The sequence below is a fragment of the Hirschia maritima DSM 19733 genome (assembly GCF_000378345.1).
Taxonomy (GTDB): Bacteria; Pseudomonadota; Alphaproteobacteria; order Caulobacterales; family Hyphomonadaceae; genus Hirschia; species Hirschia maritima.
In genome coordinates, this window is the sequence record NZ_KB899544.1 from 630357 (window position 1) to 653379 (window position 23023).

22 protein-coding genes, 1 tRNA gene and 1 pseudogene are annotated in these 23023 nt (G+C 45.1%); 20 read left to right on the forward strand and 4 right to left on the reverse strand.

Translation table 11 applies throughout. The features are described from left to right. Positions 1–6 precede the first annotated feature (6 nt). From F551_RS0102970 to F551_RS0102990, 4 genes are all read left to right on the forward strand, one after another. Positions 7–1032, forward strand: a complete 1026-nt coding sequence (locus F551_RS0102970; RefSeq protein WP_018995991.1) for a DNA-directed RNA polymerase subunit alpha — start codon at positions 7–9, stop codon at positions 1030–1032. 36 nt (positions 1033–1068) lie between these two features. After that, positions 1069–1494: a 50S ribosomal protein L17 gene (rplQ, locus tag F551_RS0102975; protein WP_018995992.1), complete on the forward strand. Its 426-nt coding sequence runs from the start codon at positions 1069–1071 to the stop codon at positions 1492–1494. 165 nt (positions 1495–1659) lie between these two features. After that, on the forward strand, positions 1660–3111 hold the full coding sequence (locus F551_RS0102985) for a DegQ family serine endoprotease (protein ID WP_018995994.1): 1452 nt from the start codon (positions 1660–1662) through the stop codon (positions 3109–3111). Between the two features lie 57 nt (positions 3112–3168). Further along, entirely contained in the window at positions 3169–4494 is a 1326-nt protein-coding gene (locus F551_RS0102990) for a replication-associated recombination protein A (protein WP_018995995.1), read from the forward strand. On the opposite strand, the gene F551_RS0102995 is transcribed toward F551_RS0102990, so the two are convergent. Beyond that, positions 4487–5140, reverse strand: coding sequence for a hypothetical protein (locus tag F551_RS0102995; protein ID WP_018995996.1), 654 nt, complete (start codon positions 5138–5140; stop codon positions 4487–4489). The two genes, F551_RS0102990 and F551_RS0102995, sit on opposite strands and share 8 nt — an antisense overlap. Before the next feature lie 108 nt (positions 5141–5248). On the opposite strand from F551_RS0102995, the gene F551_RS0103000 reads away from it, so the two are divergent. The 7 genes and pseudogenes from F551_RS0103000 to F551_RS0103030 form a co-directional block, all read left to right on the forward strand. Then, positions 5249–6067 carry an RluA family pseudouridine synthase gene (locus F551_RS0103000; protein WP_018995997.1) on the forward strand — a complete coding sequence of 273 codons (819 nt, stop codon included), beginning with the start codon at positions 5249–5251 and terminating at the stop codon, positions 6065–6067. A gap of 9 nt (positions 6068–6076) precedes the next feature. Continuing rightward, positions 6077–6460 (forward strand): fluoride efflux transporter CrcB, encoded by a 384-nt coding sequence (crcB, locus tag F551_RS0103005; RefSeq protein WP_018995998.1) that lies wholly within the window; start codon positions 6077–6079, stop codon positions 6458–6460. After that, positions 6457–7485 (forward strand): RluA family pseudouridine synthase, encoded by a 1029-nt coding sequence (locus F551_RS0103010; RefSeq protein ID WP_018995999.1) that lies wholly within the window; start codon positions 6457–6459, stop codon positions 7483–7485. Before crcB ends, F551_RS0103010 begins: the two co-directional genes overlap by 4 nt. 21 nt (positions 7486–7506) lie before the next feature. After that, complete coding sequence (locus F551_RS0103015; RefSeq protein ID WP_018996000.1) at positions 7507–8178, forward strand: HAD-IA family hydrolase; 672 nt, start codon at positions 7507–7509, stop codon at positions 8176–8178. A gap of 2 nt (positions 8179–8180) precedes the next feature. Beyond that, entirely contained in the window at positions 8181–8909 is a 729-nt protein-coding gene (locus tag F551_RS0103020) for an ATP12 family chaperone protein (RefSeq protein ID WP_018996001.1), read from the forward strand. A gap of 123 nt (positions 8910–9032) precedes the next feature. Then, positions 9033–9380, forward strand: a complete 348-nt coding sequence (locus tag F551_RS0103025) for a DUF3011 domain-containing protein (RefSeq protein ID WP_018996002.1) — start codon at positions 9033–9035, stop codon at positions 9378–9380. Beyond that, positions 9352–9603, forward strand: a pseudogene (locus F551_RS0103030) (carboxyl transferase domain-containing protein); the annotation flags it as partial. The gene F551_RS0103025 and the pseudogene F551_RS0103030, both read left to right, overlap by 29 nt. 82 nt (positions 9604–9685) lie before the next feature. Here F551_RS0103030 and F551_RS0103035 read toward each other — a convergent pair. Both F551_RS0103035 and F551_RS0103040 read right to left on the reverse strand, forming a co-directional pair. Continuing rightward, positions 9686–9865: a hypothetical protein gene (locus F551_RS0103035; protein ID WP_018996004.1), complete on the reverse strand. Its 180-nt coding sequence runs from the start codon at positions 9863–9865 to the stop codon at positions 9686–9688. 100 nt (positions 9866–9965) lie between these two features. Further along, a complete protein-coding gene (locus F551_RS0103040; RefSeq protein WP_018996005.1) occupies positions 9966–10418 on the reverse strand; it encodes a GIY-YIG nuclease family protein in 453 nt (150 codons plus the stop codon). A gap of 151 nt (positions 10419–10569) precedes the next feature. Here F551_RS0103040 and F551_RS0103045 point away from each other — a divergent pair, with 151 nt between their 5' ends. From F551_RS0103045 to F551_RS0103055, 3 genes are all read left to right on the forward strand, one after another. Beyond that, positions 10570–11058, forward strand: coding sequence for a potassium channel family protein (locus tag F551_RS0103045; protein WP_018996006.1), 489 nt, complete (start codon positions 10570–10572; stop codon positions 11056–11058). 122 nt (positions 11059–11180) lie between these two features. After that, positions 11181–13181, forward strand: coding sequence for an acetyl-CoA carboxylase biotin carboxylase subunit (locus F551_RS0103050; protein ID WP_018996007.1), 2001 nt, complete (start codon positions 11181–11183; stop codon positions 13179–13181). A 164-nt stretch (positions 13182–13345) separates the two neighbouring features. After that, entirely contained in the window at positions 13346–15700 is a 2355-nt protein-coding gene (locus F551_RS0103055) for a methyl-accepting chemotaxis protein (RefSeq protein ID WP_018996008.1), read from the forward strand. A gap of 1 nt (position 15701) precedes the next feature. On the opposite strand, the gene lipB is transcribed toward F551_RS0103055, so the two are convergent. Next, on the reverse strand, positions 15702–16412 hold the full coding sequence (gene lipB / locus F551_RS0103060) for a lipoyl(octanoyl) transferase LipB (RefSeq protein ID WP_018996009.1): 711 nt from the start codon (positions 16410–16412) through the stop codon (positions 15702–15704). An 80-nt stretch (positions 16413–16492) separates the two neighbouring features. Between lipB and F551_RS0103065 the strand changes: the two genes are divergently transcribed. The 6 genes from F551_RS0103065 to F551_RS16150 all read left to right on the forward strand — a co-directional run bounded on the left by F551_RS0103065 (position 16493) and on the right by F551_RS16150 (position 23022). After that, positions 16493–16747, forward strand: a complete 255-nt coding sequence (locus F551_RS0103065; protein ID WP_018996010.1) for a FliM/FliN family flagellar motor switch protein — start codon at positions 16493–16495, stop codon at positions 16745–16747. Between the two features lie 119 nt (positions 16748–16866). After that, a tRNA-Leu gene (locus F551_RS0103070) sits at positions 16867–16953 on the forward strand. 110 nt (positions 16954–17063) lie between these two features. Continuing rightward, complete coding sequence (locus F551_RS0103075; protein WP_018996011.1) at positions 17064–17276, forward strand: hypothetical protein; 213 nt, start codon at positions 17064–17066, stop codon at positions 17274–17276. A gap of 110 nt (positions 17277–17386) precedes the next feature. Further along, entirely contained in the window at positions 17387–17653 is a 267-nt protein-coding gene (locus tag F551_RS0103080) for a DUF4212 domain-containing protein (protein ID WP_026296617.1), read from the forward strand. 3 nt (positions 17654–17656) lie between these two features. Further along, entirely contained in the window at positions 17657–19441 is a 1785-nt protein-coding gene (locus tag F551_RS16145) for a sodium:solute symporter family protein (protein WP_018996013.1), read from the forward strand. Positions 19442–19563: 122 nt separating this feature from the next. Further along, on the forward strand, positions 19564–23022 hold the full coding sequence (locus F551_RS16150) for a PAS domain-containing hybrid sensor histidine kinase/response regulator (RefSeq protein ID WP_018996014.1): 3459 nt from the start codon (positions 19564–19566) through the stop codon (positions 23020–23022). Position 23023: the final 1 nt, after the last annotated feature.

The window sequence follows — 23023 nt, forward strand, 5'->3', positions numbered from 1 at the left end:
CGCCTCATGAACACGGCTCAGGTCAACGACAAAAACTGGAAAGAGCTTATCCGTCCATCACGTCCCGTGGTGGAGCACGATTTTGATGCAGGCCGTAAGGCAAGCTTAATCGTGGAGCCACTAGAGCGTGGTTTTGGTACGACTCTAGGATCTTCGTTGCGTCGTGTTCTTTTGTCATCTCTGCAAGGTGCAGCGATCACAGGCGTTCAAATTGATGGTGTTGTTCACGAATTTTCATCAATCCCAGGTGTGCGTGAGGATGTTACTGACATCGTCCTAAACCTGAAGCGTGTTGCAATCAGCATGGTTTCAGAAACACCTAAGCGCATGACACTGTCTGCTTCTGGACCAGGTCCAGTTACAGCGGGTCAAATTGAGCTTTCCGGTGATATGGAAATTCTAAACCCCGACCACGTGATTTGTACGTTGGACGAGGGTGCAAACATTCGTATGGAATTTACTGTTGCGTCTGGTAAGGGGTATGTTCCTGCTGATCGCAACCGTCCAGATGATGCGCCACTTGGGTTTATCCCAGTTGACGCAATCTTTTCACCTGTTGAGCGTGTTGGTTTCAAAGTAGAAGACACACGTGAAGGTCAGGTATTGGATTACGACAAACTGACACTAACTGTGGAAACAGACGGTTCAGTAACACCTGAAGATGCAGTTGCTTACGCAGCACGTATCTTGCAAGATCAACTTCAACTGCTCATCAACTTTGAAGAGCCTGTTGTTGAGCAAGAAGCTGAGCAGGAGCCGGACCTTGGCTTTAACCCAGTTCTACTCAAGAAAGTTGACGAGTTGGAATTGTCTGTACGTTCGGCAAACTGCTTGCGTAACGACAACATTGTTTACATCGGTGATTTGATCCAAAAGTCAGAAGCAGAAATGCTTCGTACACCAAACTTTGGTCGTAAATCACTAAACGAAATTAAAGAGGTTCTCGCTTCTATGGGACTGCACTTAGGTATGGATGTACCTTCGTGGCCACCAGAGAATATCGAAGACCTAGCTAAAAAGTACGAAGACTAAGACAGAGGAGCGGCCAATAAGGCCGTAGGAAAAGCCATGCGTCACGGAATTGCGCACCGCAAGCTAAACCGCACGTCGGAGCACCGTAAGGCCATGTTCGCAAACATGGCTGCGTCTCTAGTGCAACACGAGCAGATCTCAACAACGCTTCCTAAGGCGAAAGAATTACGTTCTTTCATGGATAAGCTTGTTACTTTGGGTAAAAAAGGTGATCTCGCTGCCCGCCGTCAAGCTATCTCAAAGATGCGTGACAAAGAAATGGTACAAAAGCTATTTGACGTTCTCGCAGAGCGTTACAAAGACCGTGAGGGTGGTTACACTCGCGTGCTTAAAGCTGGTTACCGTTATGGTGACAATGCACCAATGGCAGTTATTGAGCTGGTAGACCGTGACGAAGACGCTAAAGGTAAAGCTGATCGTGAACGCGTTGAAGCTGAAGCTGAAATGGCTTTGGAAGACTAAGATCTTCAAAAATTGAATTATAAGAACACCGCTTTGTGATCAGAGCGGTGTTTTTTCGTTTTAGCATTGTAATATGATGGTTGAACATAAGATCTTGATCCAGAATGGATGTAAGAATATGGCCATTGCCCAAATTGCGCCGTGATTGTTTGAGAATTGATACTCATGACTAATGTTCGACTAAAAAAACTGTTTGCCGGTGGAATAGCGTTTTTAAGCGTTTCACTCGCAGGAATCGCCGCCTGTTCTGCGCAAGATACTCAAGCGGTGAAACGCGTGGTGCCAAGCTCTCAACAAGAAGTCACCATGTCGTTTTCGCCATTAGTGAAAGAGGCGGCTCCTGCTGTTGTAAACGTCTACACGACGAAGGTCGTGAAACAGGCAGCATCTCCTTATTCTCGCGATCCGTTTTTTCAGCGTTTCTTTGGCAATCGTATGGGCGGAATGCCGAGCGAGCGGGTGGAATCGTCCCTTGGGTCAGGCGTTATTGTTGGTACTGACGGCGTAATCGTTACAAACAATCATGTGATCGAAGGAGCCGATGAGTTTAAAGTCGTGCTTTCCGACCGGCGTGAATATGCCGCCGAACTTATCATAGCAGATGAACGAACTGATTTGGCTGTGTTGAAAATCGATACTGAAGGCGAAAAACTCCCTACATTGGAAATTACCGACACACGAGATGTTGAGGTAGGGGATTTGGTTCTTGCGATTGGGAACCCTTTTGGAGTTGGTCAAACTGTTACGACTGGGATTATCTCTGCGCAGGCAAGAACTGATGTGGGTGTGTCTGATTATGCCTTCTTCTTGCAAACAGATGCCGCGATTAATCCAGGTAATTCAGGCGGAGCGCTAGTCGACTCCCAAGGGCGTTTAGTTGGCGTGAACACTGCTATCTTCTCGAGATCAGGTGGCTCAAATGGGATTGGTTTTGCCATTCCTTCTGAAATGGTCAAACGCGTTGTTGATGCAGCTGTAAATGATGGTCAGATTATCCGACCATGGTTAGGTTTAAAAGGGCAATCAGTAACTTCAGATATAGCCAAGTCTATGGGATTGGATCGTCCAATGGGAGTGTTGGTTACAGAAATTTATCCTGATGGCCCTGCTGAGAAGGCCGGATTAAAACGTGGTGACTTGGTAACTTCAATCGACGGACGTGAAGTGTTTGATGAACGTGGTTTGAAATTTTTGGCCGCTACTTTAGCTCCCGGTGAAAGAGCTTCATTGAAAGTGATGCGAAGTGGCAAAGAAAAATCAGTGAAAGTGAAGCTAGCACCGCCTCCAGGTGCGACAGAAGCTGAAATGAACTTGATTGAGGGCAATGCTAGCCCATTTTCAGGAGCCGAGATTGCTGATCTTTCACCTGCATTAGCGGATGAGTTGGGCCGTGATCCTTTTGCATCTGGTGTGTTGGTCAATCGTGTATTGCGACGTTCGCTTGCATCCCGTTTTGGCCTGCGTCCGGGCGATATGATCCGTGAGATTGACGGAACTGTCATCAAAACTTCCGAAGACGTTCTTAGCGTTTTGAAAGACAAGGGCGGTCGTGGAACGAGATGGACCGTGACAATCGAGCGTAATGGCCGACGGATAACGTCACAAATCCGATTATAGGTTGGATTTTTTAAATCTACACTTACGTAAACTCGAACGTAGCGGTAAATAGATCTTATGACAGATTTGTTTTCCGCTGCCGGTCTCGATGAGAGTGCGCCTCAACCGCTAGCTGATAGATTGCGCCCTAAAAAACTGTCCGATGTGATAGGGCAAGATCATCTGATTGGTACAGATGGTCCGATAGGACGCATGCTTGCCAATAAGCGCCTCGCAAGCATGATATTGTGGGGCCCGCCCGGTGTAGGAAAAACAACAATAGCCCAATTGCTCGCCGTAGATGCGGGGCTAGAGTTTGATCCGATTTCGGCAATCTTTTCCGGCGTGAAAGATTTGCGTGCTGCTTTTGATCGAGCAGAAAACAGGCGTCAGCTTGGCAAAGGTACTTTGCTGTTCGTTGACGAGATCCATCGCTTCAATAAAGCACAGCAAGATGGTTTCTTGCCATTTGTCGAGCGTGGAGTGGTGACACTTGTCGGAGCGACAACTGAGAATCCAAGCTTTGAATTGAATGGCGCACTGTTATCACGTTGTCAGGTGCTGACGCTTAAGCGTTTGGATGAAGCGGCGATGGAAAAACTTCTTCAACGTGTTGAAATGGAAGAAAACTGTAAGCTTTCAATTGATGAAACTGCGCGCTCCTTACTGATTGATATGGCTGATGGCGATGGACGGTATCTGCTCAATCTTGCTGAAGAGGTAGTTTCACTTGGGGATGTTGAGCAGATAAACTCAGAGCAGTTATCGAAGTTATTGCAAAAGCGTGCTCCCGCTTATGATAAAGACCGCGATGAGCACTATAATATGGCGTCTGCGTTGCATAAATCGGTCCGCGGTTCTGACCCCGATGCCTCGCTTTACTGGTTTTGTCGTATGCTGGAGGGGGGAGAGGATCCCCTTTATTTGGCGCGTCGAATTGTTAGAATGGCCTCTGAGGAGGTTGGTTTGGCTGATCCTACGGCACTAATGATTGCTGGAGAGGCGGCGCGCACCTATGAACGGCTTGGTTCACCGGAAGGAGAATTGGCACTAGCGCATGCACTTGTGCATATTGCTACATCGCCCAAATCCAATGCGGTTTATGCAGCCTATAAAAAAGCACGAGTCTCAGCAGCAAAGACTGGCTCACTTATGCCGCCCAAACATATATTGAATGCGCCAACTTCTATGATGAAAGATCAAGGTTATGGCGATGGTTATCAATATGACCATGATTTGGACGGCTCGTTTTCAGGTCAGAATTACTTTCCTGATGGGATAGAGCGTCAATCGTATTATCGACCACAAGGAGCTGGTCGAGAGGCATCCATTCGGGATCGCATGAAAGATTGGGCAAACAAGCGCGCCAACATAGCGCGCCAGAATGCGGATAAACCTAGTTAACTGCTATAATGCGCCAAGTGTCGATAAGGCGTTGTCCAACAACCATGTTTAAATCGTTTGGTTCAGTTGTATCGTATGTTGAACCAAGTCCTTGATAACCGATACGTTGGCACATTGCTAAAAAGGCGACTGGATTATCGAGAAGGTTTAAATCGCGGATGATTTCAAACCCCATTTGGTCGCGTAGCGGCAATAGAGCGTGCCGCATCTTACGGATGGCACCGGGAGAGAAGGGCTCCATTGAAGTGGAGTGTTGTGTGTTCATTTTCGTAACTCTACTATAAACCTCTGGTGAAATACGTTTCCAGAGTTGAATCAGCCGATGACCCAAGCAATTTTGCTGGGCGAGCATCCTCATTGCATTTTCATTGATATTGCCGTATTTGCGCTCTCTCTGAATTGCGCTGTTCAATGGAAACCCATGTGCAGCAGCAAGTCGAACGAATGCGGCAGGATCTTTCAGCACATTTGGTGCATATAGGATCGCTTGATCAAATGAAAATAAAATTGCGCGCAAGCAGTCTTCATCACGCTTGTGCGTTGCTGTTTTATTTAAGTTTGGTAGGTGGAATTTTGGTTTGGGCACATTTCCATGTGCAGTGGGCTTAACCAATGAAAACACTCTACGCTTACTCTGTTCGTCCATTTGCTTGTGACCTTTGCTCAAGCATTTGATAGAACAGCCCCGTAGTTAGGATGGCGAATGATTCGCAGAATTACAATGCTTTTTTGCATTAATACTTGAGGCATTTTCATGGAAGAAGATAAAAACGAAGATAAGCCATGGAAAAAGGGTGACTTTTCGAAAAAGTTAATAAAACCTTACTTGGTAAATTCTGACGATAGAGACTTTATGGAAAGTATAGTCTTGGGTGAAGATGATTCTATATTCGCTTTTGACAAACCAAGTGGATTGGCTTGTCAAACAAGAAGTCCTGCTGATCGTACTTTCGATGCATTACTTGGCGTATATGCAAGAAGTAACGGTAAAAGGCCGAAACTTATACATCGATTGGACATGTTAACGTCGGGTGTAATCATCGCTTCGAAAACAAAACCCTCAGCAGCCTTTTTTCAACAAGCCTTTGAGCAAAGGAAAGCTAAGAAAACCTATGTAGCAATTGTGAAGGGACCGCCGATTGAGGAAGTTGAAGGTGTTCTGGAATATTACGTTCAACGTTATCAAAAAGAACCCAATCTTGCGTTGATGCGTGCTGTTGGTTCGGATGATGAAGGCGCGCAGAATGCCGTTACAAGGTATAATGTATTGGCCAGTCATGAAGATTATCACTTTTTGATGCTGACGCCCGAGACAGGCCGAACCCATCAATTACGTGTGCACTTGGAGAGTTTTGGGCGGCCGATCCTAGCAGATCCTTATTATGGTGTTGATGTCACAAGCGAGGGATATCAGGCACCACGCCTTATGTTGCACGCCTATCGATTGCTTACGCCGCATTTGGATGGTGGTGATATTGATATCGTCGCAGATATTCCAGATGACATGCGTAAATGTCTTGATGATTTATCTCTTGAAAGCGGGCTACTGGCGCTTAAGGAGAAAACAAGTTAAGAGGCCTGCATGCAGAACATTGTTTTAGTAGCTCTTGGCGGCGCGATAGGCGCAACGGCCCGATACGGCATTTCGCAATTTATGGTGCGAAGCGTTGGAAATGGCATGCCTTGGGGAACTTTCAGTGCGAATGTTTTAGGTTCTTTATTGCTAGGCTTGTTGTTTGGTTGGCTGGCATTTAAGGCTGAAGGCGCTGACAATTGGCGTTTGTTTTTAGGGACTGGCGTATTGGGCGGCTTTACGACTTTTTCCACGCTGAGCATGGAAACCGTGTGGATGATAGAACGCAAAGCATATTTGCAAGCTAGCAGCTATGCTGTGGGAAGCTTGGTGTTAGGTATCGTTGCTGCATTTGTTGGATTGATTATTGCCCGGAAGGTTTTTGCAATATGAGTTGGAATAAAGGACAAGTCCTGCAAATTCCCGTTGGTGACGGTGAAGGTGATGTGCGTCTTGATAGATGGCTCAAACGTCGCTTTCCAGGGCTGACACAGGGACAGGTGGAAAAGCTTCTTCGCAAAGGTGAAGTGCGCGTAGATGGTGGCCGCGCTAAATCCAGTACTCGTTTAGAAGTGGGGCAGGTTGTGCGGGTGCCGCCAATGCCTTCTAGTGACCAAAACAAGAAACGTGAAGTCGCGGAAGACGTATATGTTTCGCCGAAAGATGCTGAGCTGATTAAGTCTTTCATTTTGTATGAAGATGAAGATGTGTATGTGCTGAACAAGCCGTCAGGCCTAGCTGTTCAAGGTGGAACCAAGACCTTGCGGCACGTGGATGGGATGGCAAATGCGCTGACAAAGCCTGGGCAAGACAAACCGCGTCTTGTGCACCGTTTGGATAAAGATACGTCTGGTCTTCTTGTTTTGGCTAAAACAGCTCAGTCTGCAGCGACAATGAGCAAGCACTTCAGATCTCGTGATTTAGATAAGATATATTGGGCAGTCATTACTGGAGCGCCAAACCCATCTGAAGGAGAACTCAGAGGGTGGATGATGAAGGCACATGGTCCTGGGCAAGACAAGGAATTGATGACGGCTGGAATTCACGGACAAAAAGGATCTGTGTTTGCAATCACTGATTATAAGGTTGTATCAACAGTGGGCCAGAAGGCTTGTTGGGTGGCCCTCAAGCCATCTACAGGACGTAAGCACCAGCTCCGCTATCACATGTCAGAGATAGGCCATGCTATCGTTGGAGACAACAAATATACATGCGATAGGGAAGCGCCAAAAGGTGTTCCCGCGGGATTGCACTTACATGCGCGTGCTTTGCGCGTTCCTCGTCGCCATGGCCCAGATGTAGAGGTGATTGCTCCGTTGCCTCAGCACATGAAAAAGACGTTTGATTTGTTCGGGTTTCATGAAAGTGAAGCTGGAAACCCATTTGACACCATCATACCCATTGGTCGCCGTCGCTAATCATTTTTGAGAGTTTAGAATATGTCTTTAAAGCTTGCTGTCTGGGATTTAGACGGAACAGTTGTCGATAGCCGCGAAATGATTCAGACCGCGATGGAGCATGCGTTCAGAAAGTCTGGTTTTGCTGAACCTTCATTCGATGATACGCGAAAAATTGTTGGCCTTTCTCTGAAAACCGCTATCGAGAATTTATTGCCAGAAGCAGATGACACTTCAGTGCATCAGGTTTTTGAAGACTATAAATCTAGCTTTGTGCAATTGAGAGCTGATCCTAATCTAAAAGAACCTCTATATGATGGAGCAATGGATTTATTGAGCGATATGGTCGCTGATGGATGGCTCATGGGCGTGGCCACGGGCAAATCTCGTCAGGGTTTGAACCATATTTTGGAAATGCATGATTTAGAGAAATTCTTTGATACGCATTGGTGCGCTGATGATGGCCCAGGTAAGCCGCATCCACATATGGTGAAAAAGAATATGGATGAACTGGGTTGCTTCGCTCAGAACACAGTAATGATTGGAGATGCGACATTTGATATGCAAATGGCGCGTGCTGCCAATGTGCATGCATTGGGTGTTTCTTGGGGATTTGGCAAAACGGAAGAGCTCGCTGAAGCTGGTGCGCATGAAGTGCATCATGATTTTGCGGGCCTTCGTGCAGGATTGTATGCTTTTAGAGAAAAGGTGTAGGCATGAGTGACTTTGGCAGCACCGACCAGCGTATGAAAAAATTCTATAAGCAGGCTGGGATAGAAAAGCTGGAAGACGGCAATTGGACGATTGTGCTTGATGGCCGCCAGCTTAAGACACCTGCGAAAAATGTTTTAACTCTTCCATCAGAAGAATTGGCGGAAGCCGTGGCTGGTGAATGGGCGGATCAAATTGAGTATATAGACGTTGCGACCATGCACATTACGCGCTTGGTCAATGTTGCTATCGATAGAACACCGCTTGCGCGCGATGAAATGGCAGCTGAAGTTGCCCGCTATGCAGAAACGGACCTTGTATCCCATTTAGCTGAGGGGCCTACAGTGCTTAGAGAGCGGCAGGAAGCAGGATGGGCTCCTATACGTGATTGGGCAGCTCAAGAACTGGACGTGTTTCTGTTGCCAGTAGAAGGGGTTATGGCTAGCCCTCAGCCTACGACCTCCTTGGAAGCTGCAAGATCTCATGCAGCCAAATTGGATGATATGAGGCTAACAGGATTGAATTTTGGTCTTGGGTTGTTTGGTTCTGCAGTGTTGGCACTTGCGGTAGAGCAAGGGCGTATTATGTCTGAAGAGGCATTTGACTTATCCCGAATAGATGAAGTTTTTCAGGCTGAGCAATGGGGAGAAGATGACGAAGCTAAGCAAAGAGAGGCTTATAATCGTCACCAAGCGCTCGGATTGGGTGTCTTTTTTGCGGCATTGAATCGTTAGAAAAAAGGCAATCTTCACAAGCCTGTGAGAATTGCCACTGATTTCTTAAATATCTGCCATCTGAATGCTCCGTTCATCTGCCGTTGTGTTTAGCAGCCGCAAACTCGGTGTATGAGCAAAATAATGTCAAACACAAAATGGGCGTCAATCGCTGCGATAGCAGCGTCAGCGCTCTTCGTATCTCCCGCAGCGTTCGCTGAGTCTGGTGCTAAAACACAACCCGTTTCTAAAGATCTTAAATCTGCACATAGAGACCACCGATATGACAGGAATGTACGTGGTCAAACAGTCTTAAGAGAGTGTGGCTCTTCGGGATATCGAAGCAATAGGTGCTATTTTGATGTCGGGTTTGATATAGTTGATGCACGCGTTCATGATCGCAAATCTAAAGGTAGTTGTGATGAAGGCGATGAGTGGGGCCTAAATGGCAATATGATGTGGATCCGTGATGGGTGCAAAAGGTGCTGCTGAAATCATCTACCGTGGTGATTTAGGTGATGAAGCTAAAATGGCTGAACACACAAAAGAATATGAAGATCGATTTGCAAACCCATTTGTTGCCGCGAGCAAGGGGTATATCGATGATGTCATCCAGCCGCATAACACACGGTTCAGAATTGCTAGATCTTTGCGTCAGTTGAAGAACAAAAGCGTGAAAAACCCTGCTAAGAAGCACGACAATATTCCACTTTAAATATGATGGTTTTGACAAAACAAAGCCCACTTCCAAAGGAGGTGGGCTTTTTTATTGGGTGCGTTCAACAGATAGTAGGGAGTTATTCTTCCTCAGAATGTTCCGCTATGAATTCTTTCATAAAGCGCCTTATTTCTCGTGAAGCGCTTGTGTCCATGTCCTCGCAAAGTTCGACGAAAGCATCACGTTCTTCTTTATTGACGCGGAGAACAAGTTGACTGTCTTTTTTATTCTTTTTGTTTTTCTTTTTTGTCGTTGTCATATCACGCTACTTTCGTCAGAGGTCTTTTGCATAACAAAGTATATACAAAAAAGTGTCTTACTCAAGTGCTTTGCGTGGTATCGCGCTAGCAGATTTTTAATTACGTGTTTCTGCGCTGTTTGCCGAACGGAAATAGTGAAGCAATCTTATTCGTCCAGAAACGTCTAATCTTCCACTTCCTTAGGAGTTTGGCGTCATTGGGAGCGTCATTCATGCCTCTCGGGATCAACATGTCGTTCATCATGGGCTTTAGACCACGAATGAGATCTTCTTCGACGCGGCGACGCTCTGTTTCTGTTTTGAATCGTGCGACATGGCGTTCGGTTGCGCCTAGTTGCCACCAGGCTTTAGGCCATTTCTCGTGATTGCGAAGACGATTGCTCAAGCTGGCTGCTTTGCCAACATAAAGTGGTTTAAGCCAGAATATAAAGGAGCGACGGACGAAAACATAAATTCCTGGATCACTTGGTAATCCATTATCTGTCAGCGTGATGTTGAACCAATATTTTCTGCCGGATTCTCCTCGCCATCTGTGGAACCCGAAAATAATCATCTACTCGACCTTATAAAAGAAATTCAACCAGTTATGATATCAACTCGATAGCATTTGAAAGAATGTATCAAGGATTGGTTAACAGAATACGGCTGCAGAATGGCATCTTCTGGAAGATAATTCCTAAGCATTAATTTGAGAATATAGCACAATGTTACTTGAGAATTTAGTCGTCGCAGTTTTGATGGTCAGCTTATGCGTATGTGTCCATTTTTTTGGTCTGACAGGGTTAATTGCCATAGTTCGCCGGGATCATTTTAAACGAAAATCTGCTACGTCGCTGATAACTCAAAGTGCAGCCATAGTGGTTGTGGTGATGGCACTATTTTTCTTGCATACCATCGAGATTTGGATGTTTGCCGCACTTTACTCATTTCTTGGAGAATTTCAGACATTTGAGGAATCTTTGTATTTTTCAACCTCGACATTCACGACGGTTGGGTTCGGTGATCTATATCTGGATGAGAAGTGGAGGCTATTGTCCGCTATTGAATCTGCCGCTGGTTTTCTGCTGATAGGATGGTCGACAGCGTTCTTGGTATCCATAACTGCGAAATTAAGAATACTTGAAGCGCAATTTGATGCGCCGCACAAAGAAAAATATAGCCATGACGATAAGGATGACTATAAAGGGAACTAGAATTCAATTTGGAGCGTCAATCTAGAACTTTGGTTCCGATTGCCCTTCAGATGGGTACATACTAAATAGAAAATAAAAAATACGGATTAATCCGAGAAGACAATACGGGGCACACAAAACAGATGTTTTCGAAAATTCTTATAGCGAACCGTGGAGAGATTGCTTGCCGCGTTATCAAGACTTGTAAAAGACTTGGAGTAAAAACAGTTGTTGTTTACTCAGAAGCTGATGCAGGGTCTTTAGCTGTTGAACTGGCAGATGAAACCGTATTTATCGGTGGTTCTGCATCTTCAGAAAGCTATTTGGTTCAAGATAAAATTGTGGCGGCGGTTAAAGAAACCGGTGCTGAAGCCGTGCATCCTGGGTTTGGGTTCCTGTCTGAAAATCCAGATTTTGCTAGACGATTAGAAAAAGAAAAGATCGCGTTTATCGGGCCAAACCCCAAAGCCATTGAGGTGATGGGAGATAAAATCACATCTAAGAAATTCGCTGATGAAGCGGGTGTGAGCACAGTTCCTGGCCACATGGGCTTGATTGAAGATGCTGATGAGGCAGTCAAAATCTCTAAAGAGATTGGTTATCCTGTAATGATCAAGGCCTCCGCTGGTGGTGGTGGTAAAGGTATGCGCATCGCTTGGAATGATGATGAAGCCCGTGAAGGGTTCCGTGATTCAAAAGCTGAAGCAAAAGGATCTTTTGGTGATGACCGCATATTCATTGAAAAGTTTATCACTGAACCACGGCACATTGAAATACAGGTTTTAGGTGACAAGCACGGCCATTGTATCCACCTGAACGAACGCGAGTGTTCTATTCAGCGTCGTAATCAGAAAGTGGTTGAAGAAGCCCCATCACCTTTTATTGATCCCAAAACACGTGCTGCTATGGGAAAGCAGTCTATAGCCCTTGCTAAGGCTGTAAACTATGACTCCGCAGGTACTGTTGAGTTCATTGTGGACAAGGATAAGAACTTCTATTTCCTTGAAATGAACACACGTCTTCAGGTGGAACACCCAGTTACTGAGATGACAACTGGTGTAGACCTCGTCGAGCAAATGTTGTTGGTCGCTTACGGTGAAACACTAGCGCTGCAGCAAAACGACATTGGAATTAAAGGTTGGGCCGTTGAAACGCGTATTTACGCTGAAGACCCATATAGAAACTTCTTGCCATCTATTGGTCGTTTGAAACGCTGTGAATTCCCACCAGAAGGAAAACTGGGCAAAGGGGAAGTGCGGATCGATACAGGTGTGCGTGAAGGAGATGAAATCTCCATGTATTACGACCCAATGATCGCTAAATTGATCACCTATGGAAAAGATCGAGCAGACGCAATCGATGTGCATGAAATGGCTTTGGATCGTTTGCGCATCGAAGGAATTCAGGACAATTCTCCATTCCTGCAGGCGGTGATTGCTCAAGATCGTTTTAAAAGCGGTAAACTCACCACAAATTATATTCCGGACGAGTTTCCTGATGGATTTAGTGGTGCAGAAGCGACAAAAGACCAAGAAGTCTTATTGGCTTCAGTCGCCACATTTGCGCATTCTCTGTTCGTGGAGCGGGCAAATCAGATTGAAAATCAAATGGATGCAGAGCGCGAGCTTAGATCTGATTGGGTTGCTGTTGTGGATCGGAAACCTTTGCCAGTTTCAATCGTTCGTGGTGGTGGAGAAGCGGAGCTTAAGTTCAAAGGGCGCAAAGCTGTTGTAAATATCTCGACACCGTGGATGCCGGGATTGGGCGTTGTTGAAGGTGTTATCGATAATATGCCTTTCGCAGTACGTTTCGATGACACAACTGAAGGCTATGTGCTTCGCTATCGCGGTATAAAGTCAAACATCCTTGTTTTGTCTCCAAATACCGCTGAACTTTATGCAAAAATTCCGGAAAAAGAAGCCCCAGATATGTCCAAAATGATCCTTAGCCCGATGCCGGGTTTGGTGGTCTCTATGGATGTTGAAATAGGCCAGGAAGTGAAAGCAGGTAGTGCGGTGTGTGTTGTCGAAGCAATGAAAATGCAAAACATCATTCGCGCTGAAGCTGATGGAGTTGTCAAAGCTATCAATGCCGGCGCGGGCGATTCAGTTGCTGCTGACGCCATTCTGGTAGAGTTTGAATAATTGCCGATAAACCAATAGATATTTTTCAAGTAGGCGCATTTGTAAAGCAAGGTGTGTCTGCTTGAATTGGTTTCCAAAAACAGGTTGTTTGTTAACCATATTGCAACCGTAACATTTGTAGCTTCATCATATTCTCTTTTGGGTTCATTGGACGTAGAGTTATTATGAAGCTTTCCTCATTGCCAGTCGCATTTCGTGTATCTCTTGCTGTCGCAGTTCCGATAATTGCGCTCTGTATTATTTCAACTTTATATATTTTAGATAATTTCAATTCCGCTCGTCAGATGGAACGAGTTCAACATGTAACGGATATTGGACAGTCTGTTAGTCGTCTTGTTCATGAGCTTCAGAAAGAACGCGGAAGTTCTGCAGGGTTTGTCGGAGCGAAGGGAACGGGAGAGTTTCCAGGGTTGTTGGCAAAACAGAAATTGCAAACGGATGAGGCTCTAAATGCGTTTCAAAAATCCATAGAAATCCACTTAGATATTTTGAATGATCCTCACTTAGATAGCGCTTACAATACGCTGGACGTTGATCTGGGAAATCTAAACGGGCATCGGCAAACTGTGCAAACGCTGAGTTACAATGTTCAGGAAACAGTGGGGCCTTACACTGGGATGATAGCAAAACTCTTGGAGATGGTTGCTCTAAGTACTCATGATGCTTCAGGTAGCGATCTAGCAAGTGATTTAACAGCGTTTCTTGCATTGATGAATGTTAAAGAAAACGCAGGCGTGGAGCGTGCATTTGGTTCCAATGCATTTGCAGGCGGGGCAATTACACAAGACAAGCACGAAAGAGTTGTCAGCCTGATATCCAACCAGAATGGCTTTTTAAAAGAGTTCAGAATGTTGATGAGTGATCAATGGGATGAAAAGCTAGACGCTAATGTAGCAAAACAGGAGTGGCAAGACGTTATTGATGCTCGCCGTATTCTTGTTGATGGGCTTTATCGTGCGGATCAAAATTTATTAGCAACGTATACTGGGCCAGAGTGGTTTGCTTTGACCACAAAACGCATTGAATTGTTGATGGACTTTGAAACATACTTTGTGGATGACATTGATAGCAAAGCAGAGCTTTTGAAAGAGGAATTCTCAGGAAAAGCATATGTTATTTTATGGGTAAGTCTGGTGAGTATTGTCTTTGCTGGAATTTTGTCAGCGCTGATGATTGTTAGTGTAGTTAGACCGATAAAAAATATCTCGGCGCAGTTAGGAAAACTGGCCGATGGAGAAACGGACATTCGTGTATCTGGCCAATCGAGAAAAGATGAAATTGGTGTTTTATCCAGAGCTGCTGATGCCTTCCTCGTTTCGAGTAAAGAACGACAAGAGCTCATGGAAGAGAACACTCGGAAGGAACAGAAGGCACTTGAAGAGCGCCGCCAAACGATGCGGGATATGGCGGATGAAGTGAAATTTGCTACGAAAGAAACAGTTATGGTGGTGTCCGAAGCTGCCACTGATTTGATGGCCGGTAGTAAAGAAATGTTTCAGCAATTAGCAGTGGCCAAAGAAAATGCCAGTAGCGTTGATAGTGCTGCTCAAGCGACTATGGAGGCAACAGACCAAGCTTCTACGCTGGCTAATGAGCTAAGCATCGCGATTTCGGAAGTGGCTGAAAACGTGGTGAAAGGCGATGAAATTGCAAAAGGTGCTGTGGATGAGGCAGATGTATCGCGCCAAGGTGTAGAAGAATTGGATGAAGCCGCAAAGCAAATTGGTGACTTTGTAAATATTATCACTGAACTGGCCGAACAAACAAATCTATTGGCCCTCAATGCGTCTATTGAGTCAGCGCGTGCTGGAGAGGCCGGAAGAGGTTTTTCTGTGGTTGCCGAGGAGATCAAACAGCTTGCCAACCAGACAAATAGGTCCGCTTCACAGATATCTGATCGCGTAAATCAAATTCAAAGCAAAACCGAAAACGCCGTGGCATCAATTGGAAAAATCACCCAATCGGTGAAAGATATTGGAGAAGTCACTTCAAGCGTTGCTGCAGCAATTGAAGAGCAACGAGCTTCTACCGCTTCTTTCTCACAATTTTTGGAAGAAAACCGTGAAGCCATAAAAGGTGTCGCCGATGGGGTGGGTGATCTGTCAGTTATTGCTAATCAGAGCTCCGATAAGGCTGAGCGTATGGGGGATCTAGCTGAGAGCATGGTCAATCAATCTAGAGAAGTCAGTGAAACGATTCCTAAGATAGTAGAAGGCGCGGTGGAAAAGGTAGAACGCAGACGTTGTGAGCGCATTGAAATTGAAAAATCAGTAAAGCTAACCGACGATAGAGGGAAACGAGGAACTGTTTTAGCGGATGTATCTCAATCAGGAGCTAGTATCATTGGTGAGGTTTTTGGGGACAACGTTAAAATATCGATCGAAGGTATTTGCGACGATTTGAGTGCGCATGTCGTCTGGAAAAAAGAAGAGAATGTCGGTATCCATTTTGAGAAAAATATCTCCCAAGACATGGTCAATCAAATAGTGCAAAGACAGGAAAGATCTAGAGCAGCGTAGTTTAACCAAAATTAGGAGGCGAAATGAGTGTCGTTTTGCCGAACAATTTTTCAAACTCTGTGTTTAGAAGTGTGTCGACTTCTTCCATTTTTAGCGGGTGGCCTAGTTTATGGAGACTTGTAACACCTGCAGCGGGATCAGAAATGCCACATGGAACAATACCGGTGAAATGTTCCAAGTCAGGAGAGACATTTAGACTTATCCCGTGGAATGATACCCATTTGCGCAAACGAACGCCTATGGCAGCAATTTTGTCCGATGCTTCTGGTAGTTCAGGTGTCGCTGGTAAATCCACCCATACACCGACGCGTCCGTCATAACGCTTGGCTGTAACGTCGAGTTTCCCCAATGTGTTGATAATCCATTCTTCAAGAGAATGGACAAAGGCCCTCACATCACGACCTCGTTTGGCTATGTCCAGCATGACATATGCAACGCGTTGACCCGGGCCATGATAAGTAAACTGGCCGCCTCTACCCGCATCAAATACAGGAAACCTATCTGGATCGGTAAGGTCTTCTTTATTGGCGCTTGTGCCTGCTGTGTAGAGAGGAGGGTGTTCGAGTAGCCAAATTAATTCACCAGCGTCTCCCCTCGAAATTGCCGCTACCCGCTCTTCCATGAAGCTTATTGCATCAGCATAATCTACGTGCTCAGTTGAAATTGCCCATTCGACTGGAGGTAAATTGTTTTCGTTATTTTGCTGGCTCATGCGGTTACGTTAACTCCTTACTCACTTAGATAGTCCAAATTCGAGTTTGGCTTTTACCAAACAAGAATGGGGTTTTATTCTTGTCATCGCAAATAGACTCAGTCGAAATTGAGATCACAGTGCTCTTAGGGCGCTCTAAAATTCCTATGCAACAATTACTGCGTATGGGACGTGGAGCTGTGATTCCATTGGATGCTAGCGAATACGATGAAGTTTGGATTCTTGCAAACAACCATCCCATTGCCCGCGGGGAATTAGTGATTGATGGTGAGCGTGTATCTGTATCAATAACAGGTGCAGCGCAAGTTGAAGATTATTATGCAACAGAACAATAGCTGAAATTGTTTCAAGACTAAAACTTTTCAACAATTATAACTGAGAATTATCAAAAATTCTAAATTTCAGGGTTCACACAGGCGATCTATAATGTATATCTCGCCGTTCGTTTCGGTTTGCGGCCGTGGCGGAATTGGTAGACGCGCAGCGTTGAGGTCGCTGTGGGGTAAAACCCGTGGAAGTTCGAGTCTTCTCGGCCGCACCAGATGTTTCCTAGAAAAGATAATTTTGTTCCTACGACTAATGTCGGGTGTAGAATTTGTTCGTTCATTGCTATTCTGAATGAATATATACCGCATTCAAGGCTGATTTTCGATGAAACATCATATTATGATCGCGCTAGGCCTATTATTATTGGTCATTTTTGGGATTAGACTTTTCTCCGCAATCGCTTTGCCTGGGATTGGTTTCAATGAATTGTACTGCATAGGCGGAGTGGTTCTAGCCGGTTGGTTGATAAAAGGTGGTTTCGCCGAATGGAAATTCGCGCGGGAGCAATCTGATTCAGCCGATAATAACAATTCTTAGAATTATTCTTTTTTATACGACTAAAGTCCCTCTACAAGATTGATCAAATATCCCCCAGCATGAAAATGCGAAAAATCTCGCTTCTTATCAAACAGGGGAGGAAGCAAATCTTGTCTGAAGAAAAACAAAAAATAGACGTGAAGGGGTATTGGTCGGAAGTACTTACCCTAACTTGTTCGCTTTTAGCTATTTGGTTCGCCGTATCCTATGGAGCAGGAATTCTGTTTCGCGATGCGCTCGATAATCTATCGATCGGCGGTGCGCCTTTGGGATTCTGGTTTGCACAATCAGGATCGATTTTCGTCTTTGTCATACTGATCGTCGTATATTGTCGTCGCATGACTAAGCTCGAAGAGAAATACGGAGTGGAGGGCTAAGTCATGGATCAGATGTTTTGGACTTACTTTTTCGTTGGAACTACGTTTGCGCTTTATATCGGTATTGCCGTATGGGCTAAGGCGGGATCAACGGATGACTTTTATGTGGCTGGACACGATGTTCATCCAACAGTGAATGGAATGGCTACAGCTGCTGACTGGATGTCGGCTGCATCATTCCTTTCAATGGCTGGGCTTATTGCTTTTTTGGGGTATGGCGGTTCAGTTTATTTGATGGGGTGGACAGGCGGTTATGTTCTGCTTGCACTATTACTCGCTCCATTTTTAAGAGAGTTTGGAAAATTCACGGTGCCCGACTTTGTTGGTGACCGTTACTATTCCACTTTTGCGCGTGTGATCGCTGTTGTGTGTGCACTGTTCGTTTCGTTCACATACATTGCTGGTCAGATGAAAGGTGTAGGAGTTGCATTCTCTGGTTTTCTTGGTGTTGATTTCAACGTCGGAATTCTAATCGGAATGTTTATTGTGTTCGTGTACGCAGTTCTCGGCGGAATGAAGGGCATCACATATACGCAAGTTGCGCAATATTGTGTGCTAATCTTTGCATACACAGTGCCTGCAATTTTCATGTCTATGATCATTACAGGAAACCCGATTCCACAATTAGGATTTATCGGGAATGCTGCTGGTACGGATGTTTCCATGCTTGAAAAGCTAAATCAAACTGTAACTGATCTTGGTTTTTTAGAGTACACACAATCAAATAAATCAATGATTGATATCTTCGCAATCACAGGTGCGTTGATGTTCGGGACAGCTGGTCTGCCTCACGTTATCATTCGATTCTTCACAGTATCAAGCGCACAGGCCGCACGTGTATCTGCAGGTTGGGCGCTCGTGTTTATCGCTCTCTTGTACACAACAGCTCCTGCTGTTGGCGCATTTGCTCGCTTGAACTTTATCGATAGTGTAAACGATGCAACCTATATCGCGGAGACAGGTCCTGATTATTCTACAAAAGCGGCAGAATTGACTGCTGCTGGTCAAAAGCCTGTTCCTCAATGGTACAAGGATTGGGAACCTACAGGTCTTCTAAAATTTGAAGACAAGAATGGTGACGGTATTATGCAATATCGTGGACCAAATTCACCCGATGGTATTGAAAACGAAGTCAACCCAAACCGTGATATCTTCGTGCTGGCTAACCCACAAATTGCACAGCTTCCAGGCTGGGTGATCGGGCTTGTTGTTGCAGGTGGACTAGCCGCCGCTTTGTCGACAGCAGCTGGTCTTTTGATGGTTATCTCATCAGCGGTAAGTCATGATTTGTGTAGACGTACATTCTTCCCTGACATGGATGATAAAACAGAACTTAGAGTAGCTCGATTTGCTGCTGCAGGAGCTGTTTGTGCTGCCGGTCTTTTAGGGATTTATGCAAGCCAATTAGGGTTTGTTGCGCAGGTTGTGGCGTTTGCTTTTGGTCTTGCTGCTGCGTCTCTATTCCCGATTATCTTCCTCGGTATCTTCTGGAAACGGATGAATAAGGAGGGGGCCATTGTGTCCATGTTAGTTGGTTTGATTTCTACATTTGGATACATCTACTTCTTCAAATTTGGTGGTGGTTCACCTGAGCAATACTTGTTCGGTGTTTCTCCTGAAGGAATTGGATTTGTCTTTATGTTCCTAAGCATAATTGTCGGCGTGGTTGTATCACTGATGACTGCACCTCCTCCGCAGGACATTCAAGATCTTGTTGAGGACATTCGTGTGCCTGGTACTCGTCAGTCACATGGTGTTGCTGATGCTGGAATGGCACCGGCTGAATAATAACCAACTCTCACCTAACTTTAGCGATGCAGGAGACTGCATCGCTTTTTTTCTTTTTAGCCGACAATAACTTGCCCGAGAGACCGTTTTAATACCAAACTGATTTATGGAGGAAATTAGACATGCCAGTATGGTCAGTATTGATTGTATTAACTTGTTATATTGCAGCTCTGTTTGCGGTTGCTTGGCGTGTCGATAAAAGTCCCAAAAACATAAATTCCTCTATAGTCTACGCACTAGCACTTGCTGTGTATTGTACTAGCTGGACTTATTTCGGTGCGGTTGGAACAGCGGTTGAAGCGGGCATTGAATATCTTGCAATTTATCTGGGACCAGCGATTATATTTCTGATTTACCCATCTGTTGTCAGAAATATTGCAGATATTTCCAAGAAAGAGAGCATATCCTCTCTGTCGGGATTTCTTTCATCTAGATATGGTAAAAGTCAAAGTCTTGGAGTGCTAGCAACAACGACTGCAGCTGTTGGCGTGCTTCCATATATTTCACTTCAACTTAAATCGATAGGAATGAGCTTTAGCTATCTGACAAGTGGGGATATTGAGGCTCATAGTATATCGCTAGATACTACGGTGTTTTTCGCCGCAGTGGTGTTAGCGATATTCACTATTTTGTTCGGTGCTCGAAATTCCGATGCGACACAACATAATCGAGGTTTAATGTGCGTTCTGGCACTGGAAGCAGTTGTGAAACTGGGGGCTTTGATACTTGTAGCCGGACTTTCCATTTGGATTTTGTCTCGCAATTCTGTCGATGTTTCAAGAGAAGTGAGCCACTTTACCAACATCCCCACAACAGAACGGTTTGTGACTTTGACCTTGTTGTCGATGGCCGCAATGATATGTCTGCCAAGACAATTCCATGTCGCAATTGTGGAACGATTGAGCGTTAAAGACTCTAAGAGTGCAGAACGTATTTTTCCGGTTTATTTGCTTTTAACTAGTTTGGTTGTGGTGCCAATTACTTGGGCCGGTTTGAGTGTGTTGCCCGGTTCAATTGCTCCAGACCTTTTTGTGCTGTCTTTATCCCAGGATAAGGGAAATTCGCTTCTAGCTTTAATCGTGTTTTTGGGTGGTTTCTCTGCTGCAAGTGGAATGGTGATTGTGTCGTGTATGGCGCTTTCCACGATGATAACCAATGATTTGATCGTGCCGTTTCTTTTAAAATATGGGCAACGCAATCAATTTGAGGGCGCGCATGGCGTAAGATTGGTGCTTATTCGTAGATTTGTCATAGTCGGCATTCTTTCGCTCACATACCTATATTACTTAATCGCCAGCTCGAGTCAGGCGCTTGCGCAATCTGGATTGATATCATTTGCAGCGGTTATTCAGTTTGCGCCGGGGCTGTTGTTTGCAATCTATTGGAAGGGCGCACATCGAAACGGTGTTATCGCTGGTCTAGCAGTTGGAGCAATAATATGGGTGTATACTCTCTTGCTGCCTTCAATGCTGGATGCAGACATCATGGCTCGGCATTTACCAACTATTTTTGATCCAAATGCTCTCTTTGGTATTAAAGTTTCAGACCCGCTGACGCATGGTGTGTTTTGGAGTTTAGCTTCCAACATTTTCGTTACAATCTTAGTATCTCGGCAAAGTCAAACTAGGCTGAGGGACACAATTCAGGCAAATGCTTTTTCGGTTGAAAACATATCGAAACCAGTAACTCAAAAACCGATAGATTATGAATTTCTCGGTGAAGTAAAAGTTGCGGGGCTGAAGACGCTTACTGCTCGCTTTCTTACAGAGGAAGCTGTTGAAAATGCTTTTGCAGATATGCGTAACCGGGATGGCGAAGCGCTAACATCCAACATGCTTGCTGATGGGCAAGTTATTCAGGAAACTGAGCGATTATTATCTCGGTCGGTGGGAGCTGCGTCCGCAAGAGTATTAATTTCATCTGCTATTAAGGGGTCGGAAGTTGCGTTTAGCGATTTGCTTTCCATCTTGGACCAAGAATCATTAGCGCAGAAATTTGATCGACATTTACTACAGGCCACACTGGAAAGTATTCCCCAAGGTATTAGCGTTGTGGATGGCCAGCAAAGATTGGTCGCGTGGAATAGTGCTTACAAAGATTTTTTTGGATACCCTGATGAATTACTTGAAGTTGGGCGTCCCATTGAAGATCTCATCCATCACAATATTTCGACAGGATGGATAATGGGCGATCCAAGAGAGATTGCTGAAAGAAGAATTCATCACATGAGGGTGGGGCGATACCATGCTTATGAATGTACGACACCTGACGGTAGGTGGTATAGAATTACGGGTAATCCGATGCCTGGAGGAGGCTACGTCACTAGTTTTCACGATATTACTCTGGATAAAGAACGTGAGGGCGAACTGCGTGAAGCCAATTTAACACTGGAAAGCCGTGTCTCGGAGCGAACACAGGAACTGCAACAACTGACTGAAGCACTTGAACGAGCACGTCAGGATGCTGAAGCAGCAAACGCTTCGAAAACGCGTTTTCTTGCTGCAGCTAGCCATGATTTGCTACAACCATTGAATGCTGCACGATTATTCTTAGGTGCTATTAAACCATCATCACAAAACGAGAACCATGTAGAGGAAATCGTTCAGAAAGCTGATCGTTCTATTCAATCGGCGGATCAATTGCTCAAAGGCCTCTTGGACATTTCAAGGCTTGATCATGAAAGTGTTGAAGCGAAACCGGAGAGATTTCCAATAGGTATAATGTTGGAAGATTTGGCTGAAGAAGCTGAACCCATGGCGCAAATGGCTGATTTGAGTGTGAGGGTAGCTCCTACATCCGCGTGGGTTGAAGCAGATCCGAACTTCTTGCAGAGTATTCTGAGAAATTTCATTTCAAACGCGCGGCGATATACTCAAAAAGGCGGCATATTGATTGGTTGTAGGCCCGTAGGTCTCAATCATATTAAGGTTGAAGTTTGGGATACAGGTCCAGGTATTTCTAAAGAAAACCAAGCGACTCTTTTTGAGGAGTTTTCTAGGTTTCAAGATACTGACAATTTAGGTTTAAGGGGAGCAGGGTTAGGCCTTTCTATTGTGCAGAGGTTGGCTCACCTCATGAAAGCGAAACTTGAAGTGAAGTCCATTGAAGGCAAGGGGTCTGTGTTCTCCATTACTATTCCTCGCGTTGAAGGGCAAAGCTTGGCTTTTGCAAAACCAGCAACAACGAAAAGCATCACTCCCTCTGAAATTCCAGAATTGCGTATTCTCACGCTAGATGATGAAGTCACCATTCTTGATGCCATGCAAAGCTTGTTGACTGCTTGGGGGATGGAAGTGTTCACGGCACACACTATTCCTGAAGCACATCAAATACTAACCAAAAATAGTATTGATGTAGTGTTTGCTGATTACCAGTTAGGTGCCGACGTGGATGGGATTGGGTTCCTTAAAAGTATAGAAAAGGCTCATGCCTACTCACCGAAATTGGCGTTGCTAACCGCCAAATCAGAAAAAGAAATCTTCGGTTCACAAGAGAAGGCGGACATCACTGTGCTTTCCAAACCCGTTGATCCAGAAGCAATTAAAACATTTTTGCTGAGCATCGCAGACAGTGTCGATTAGT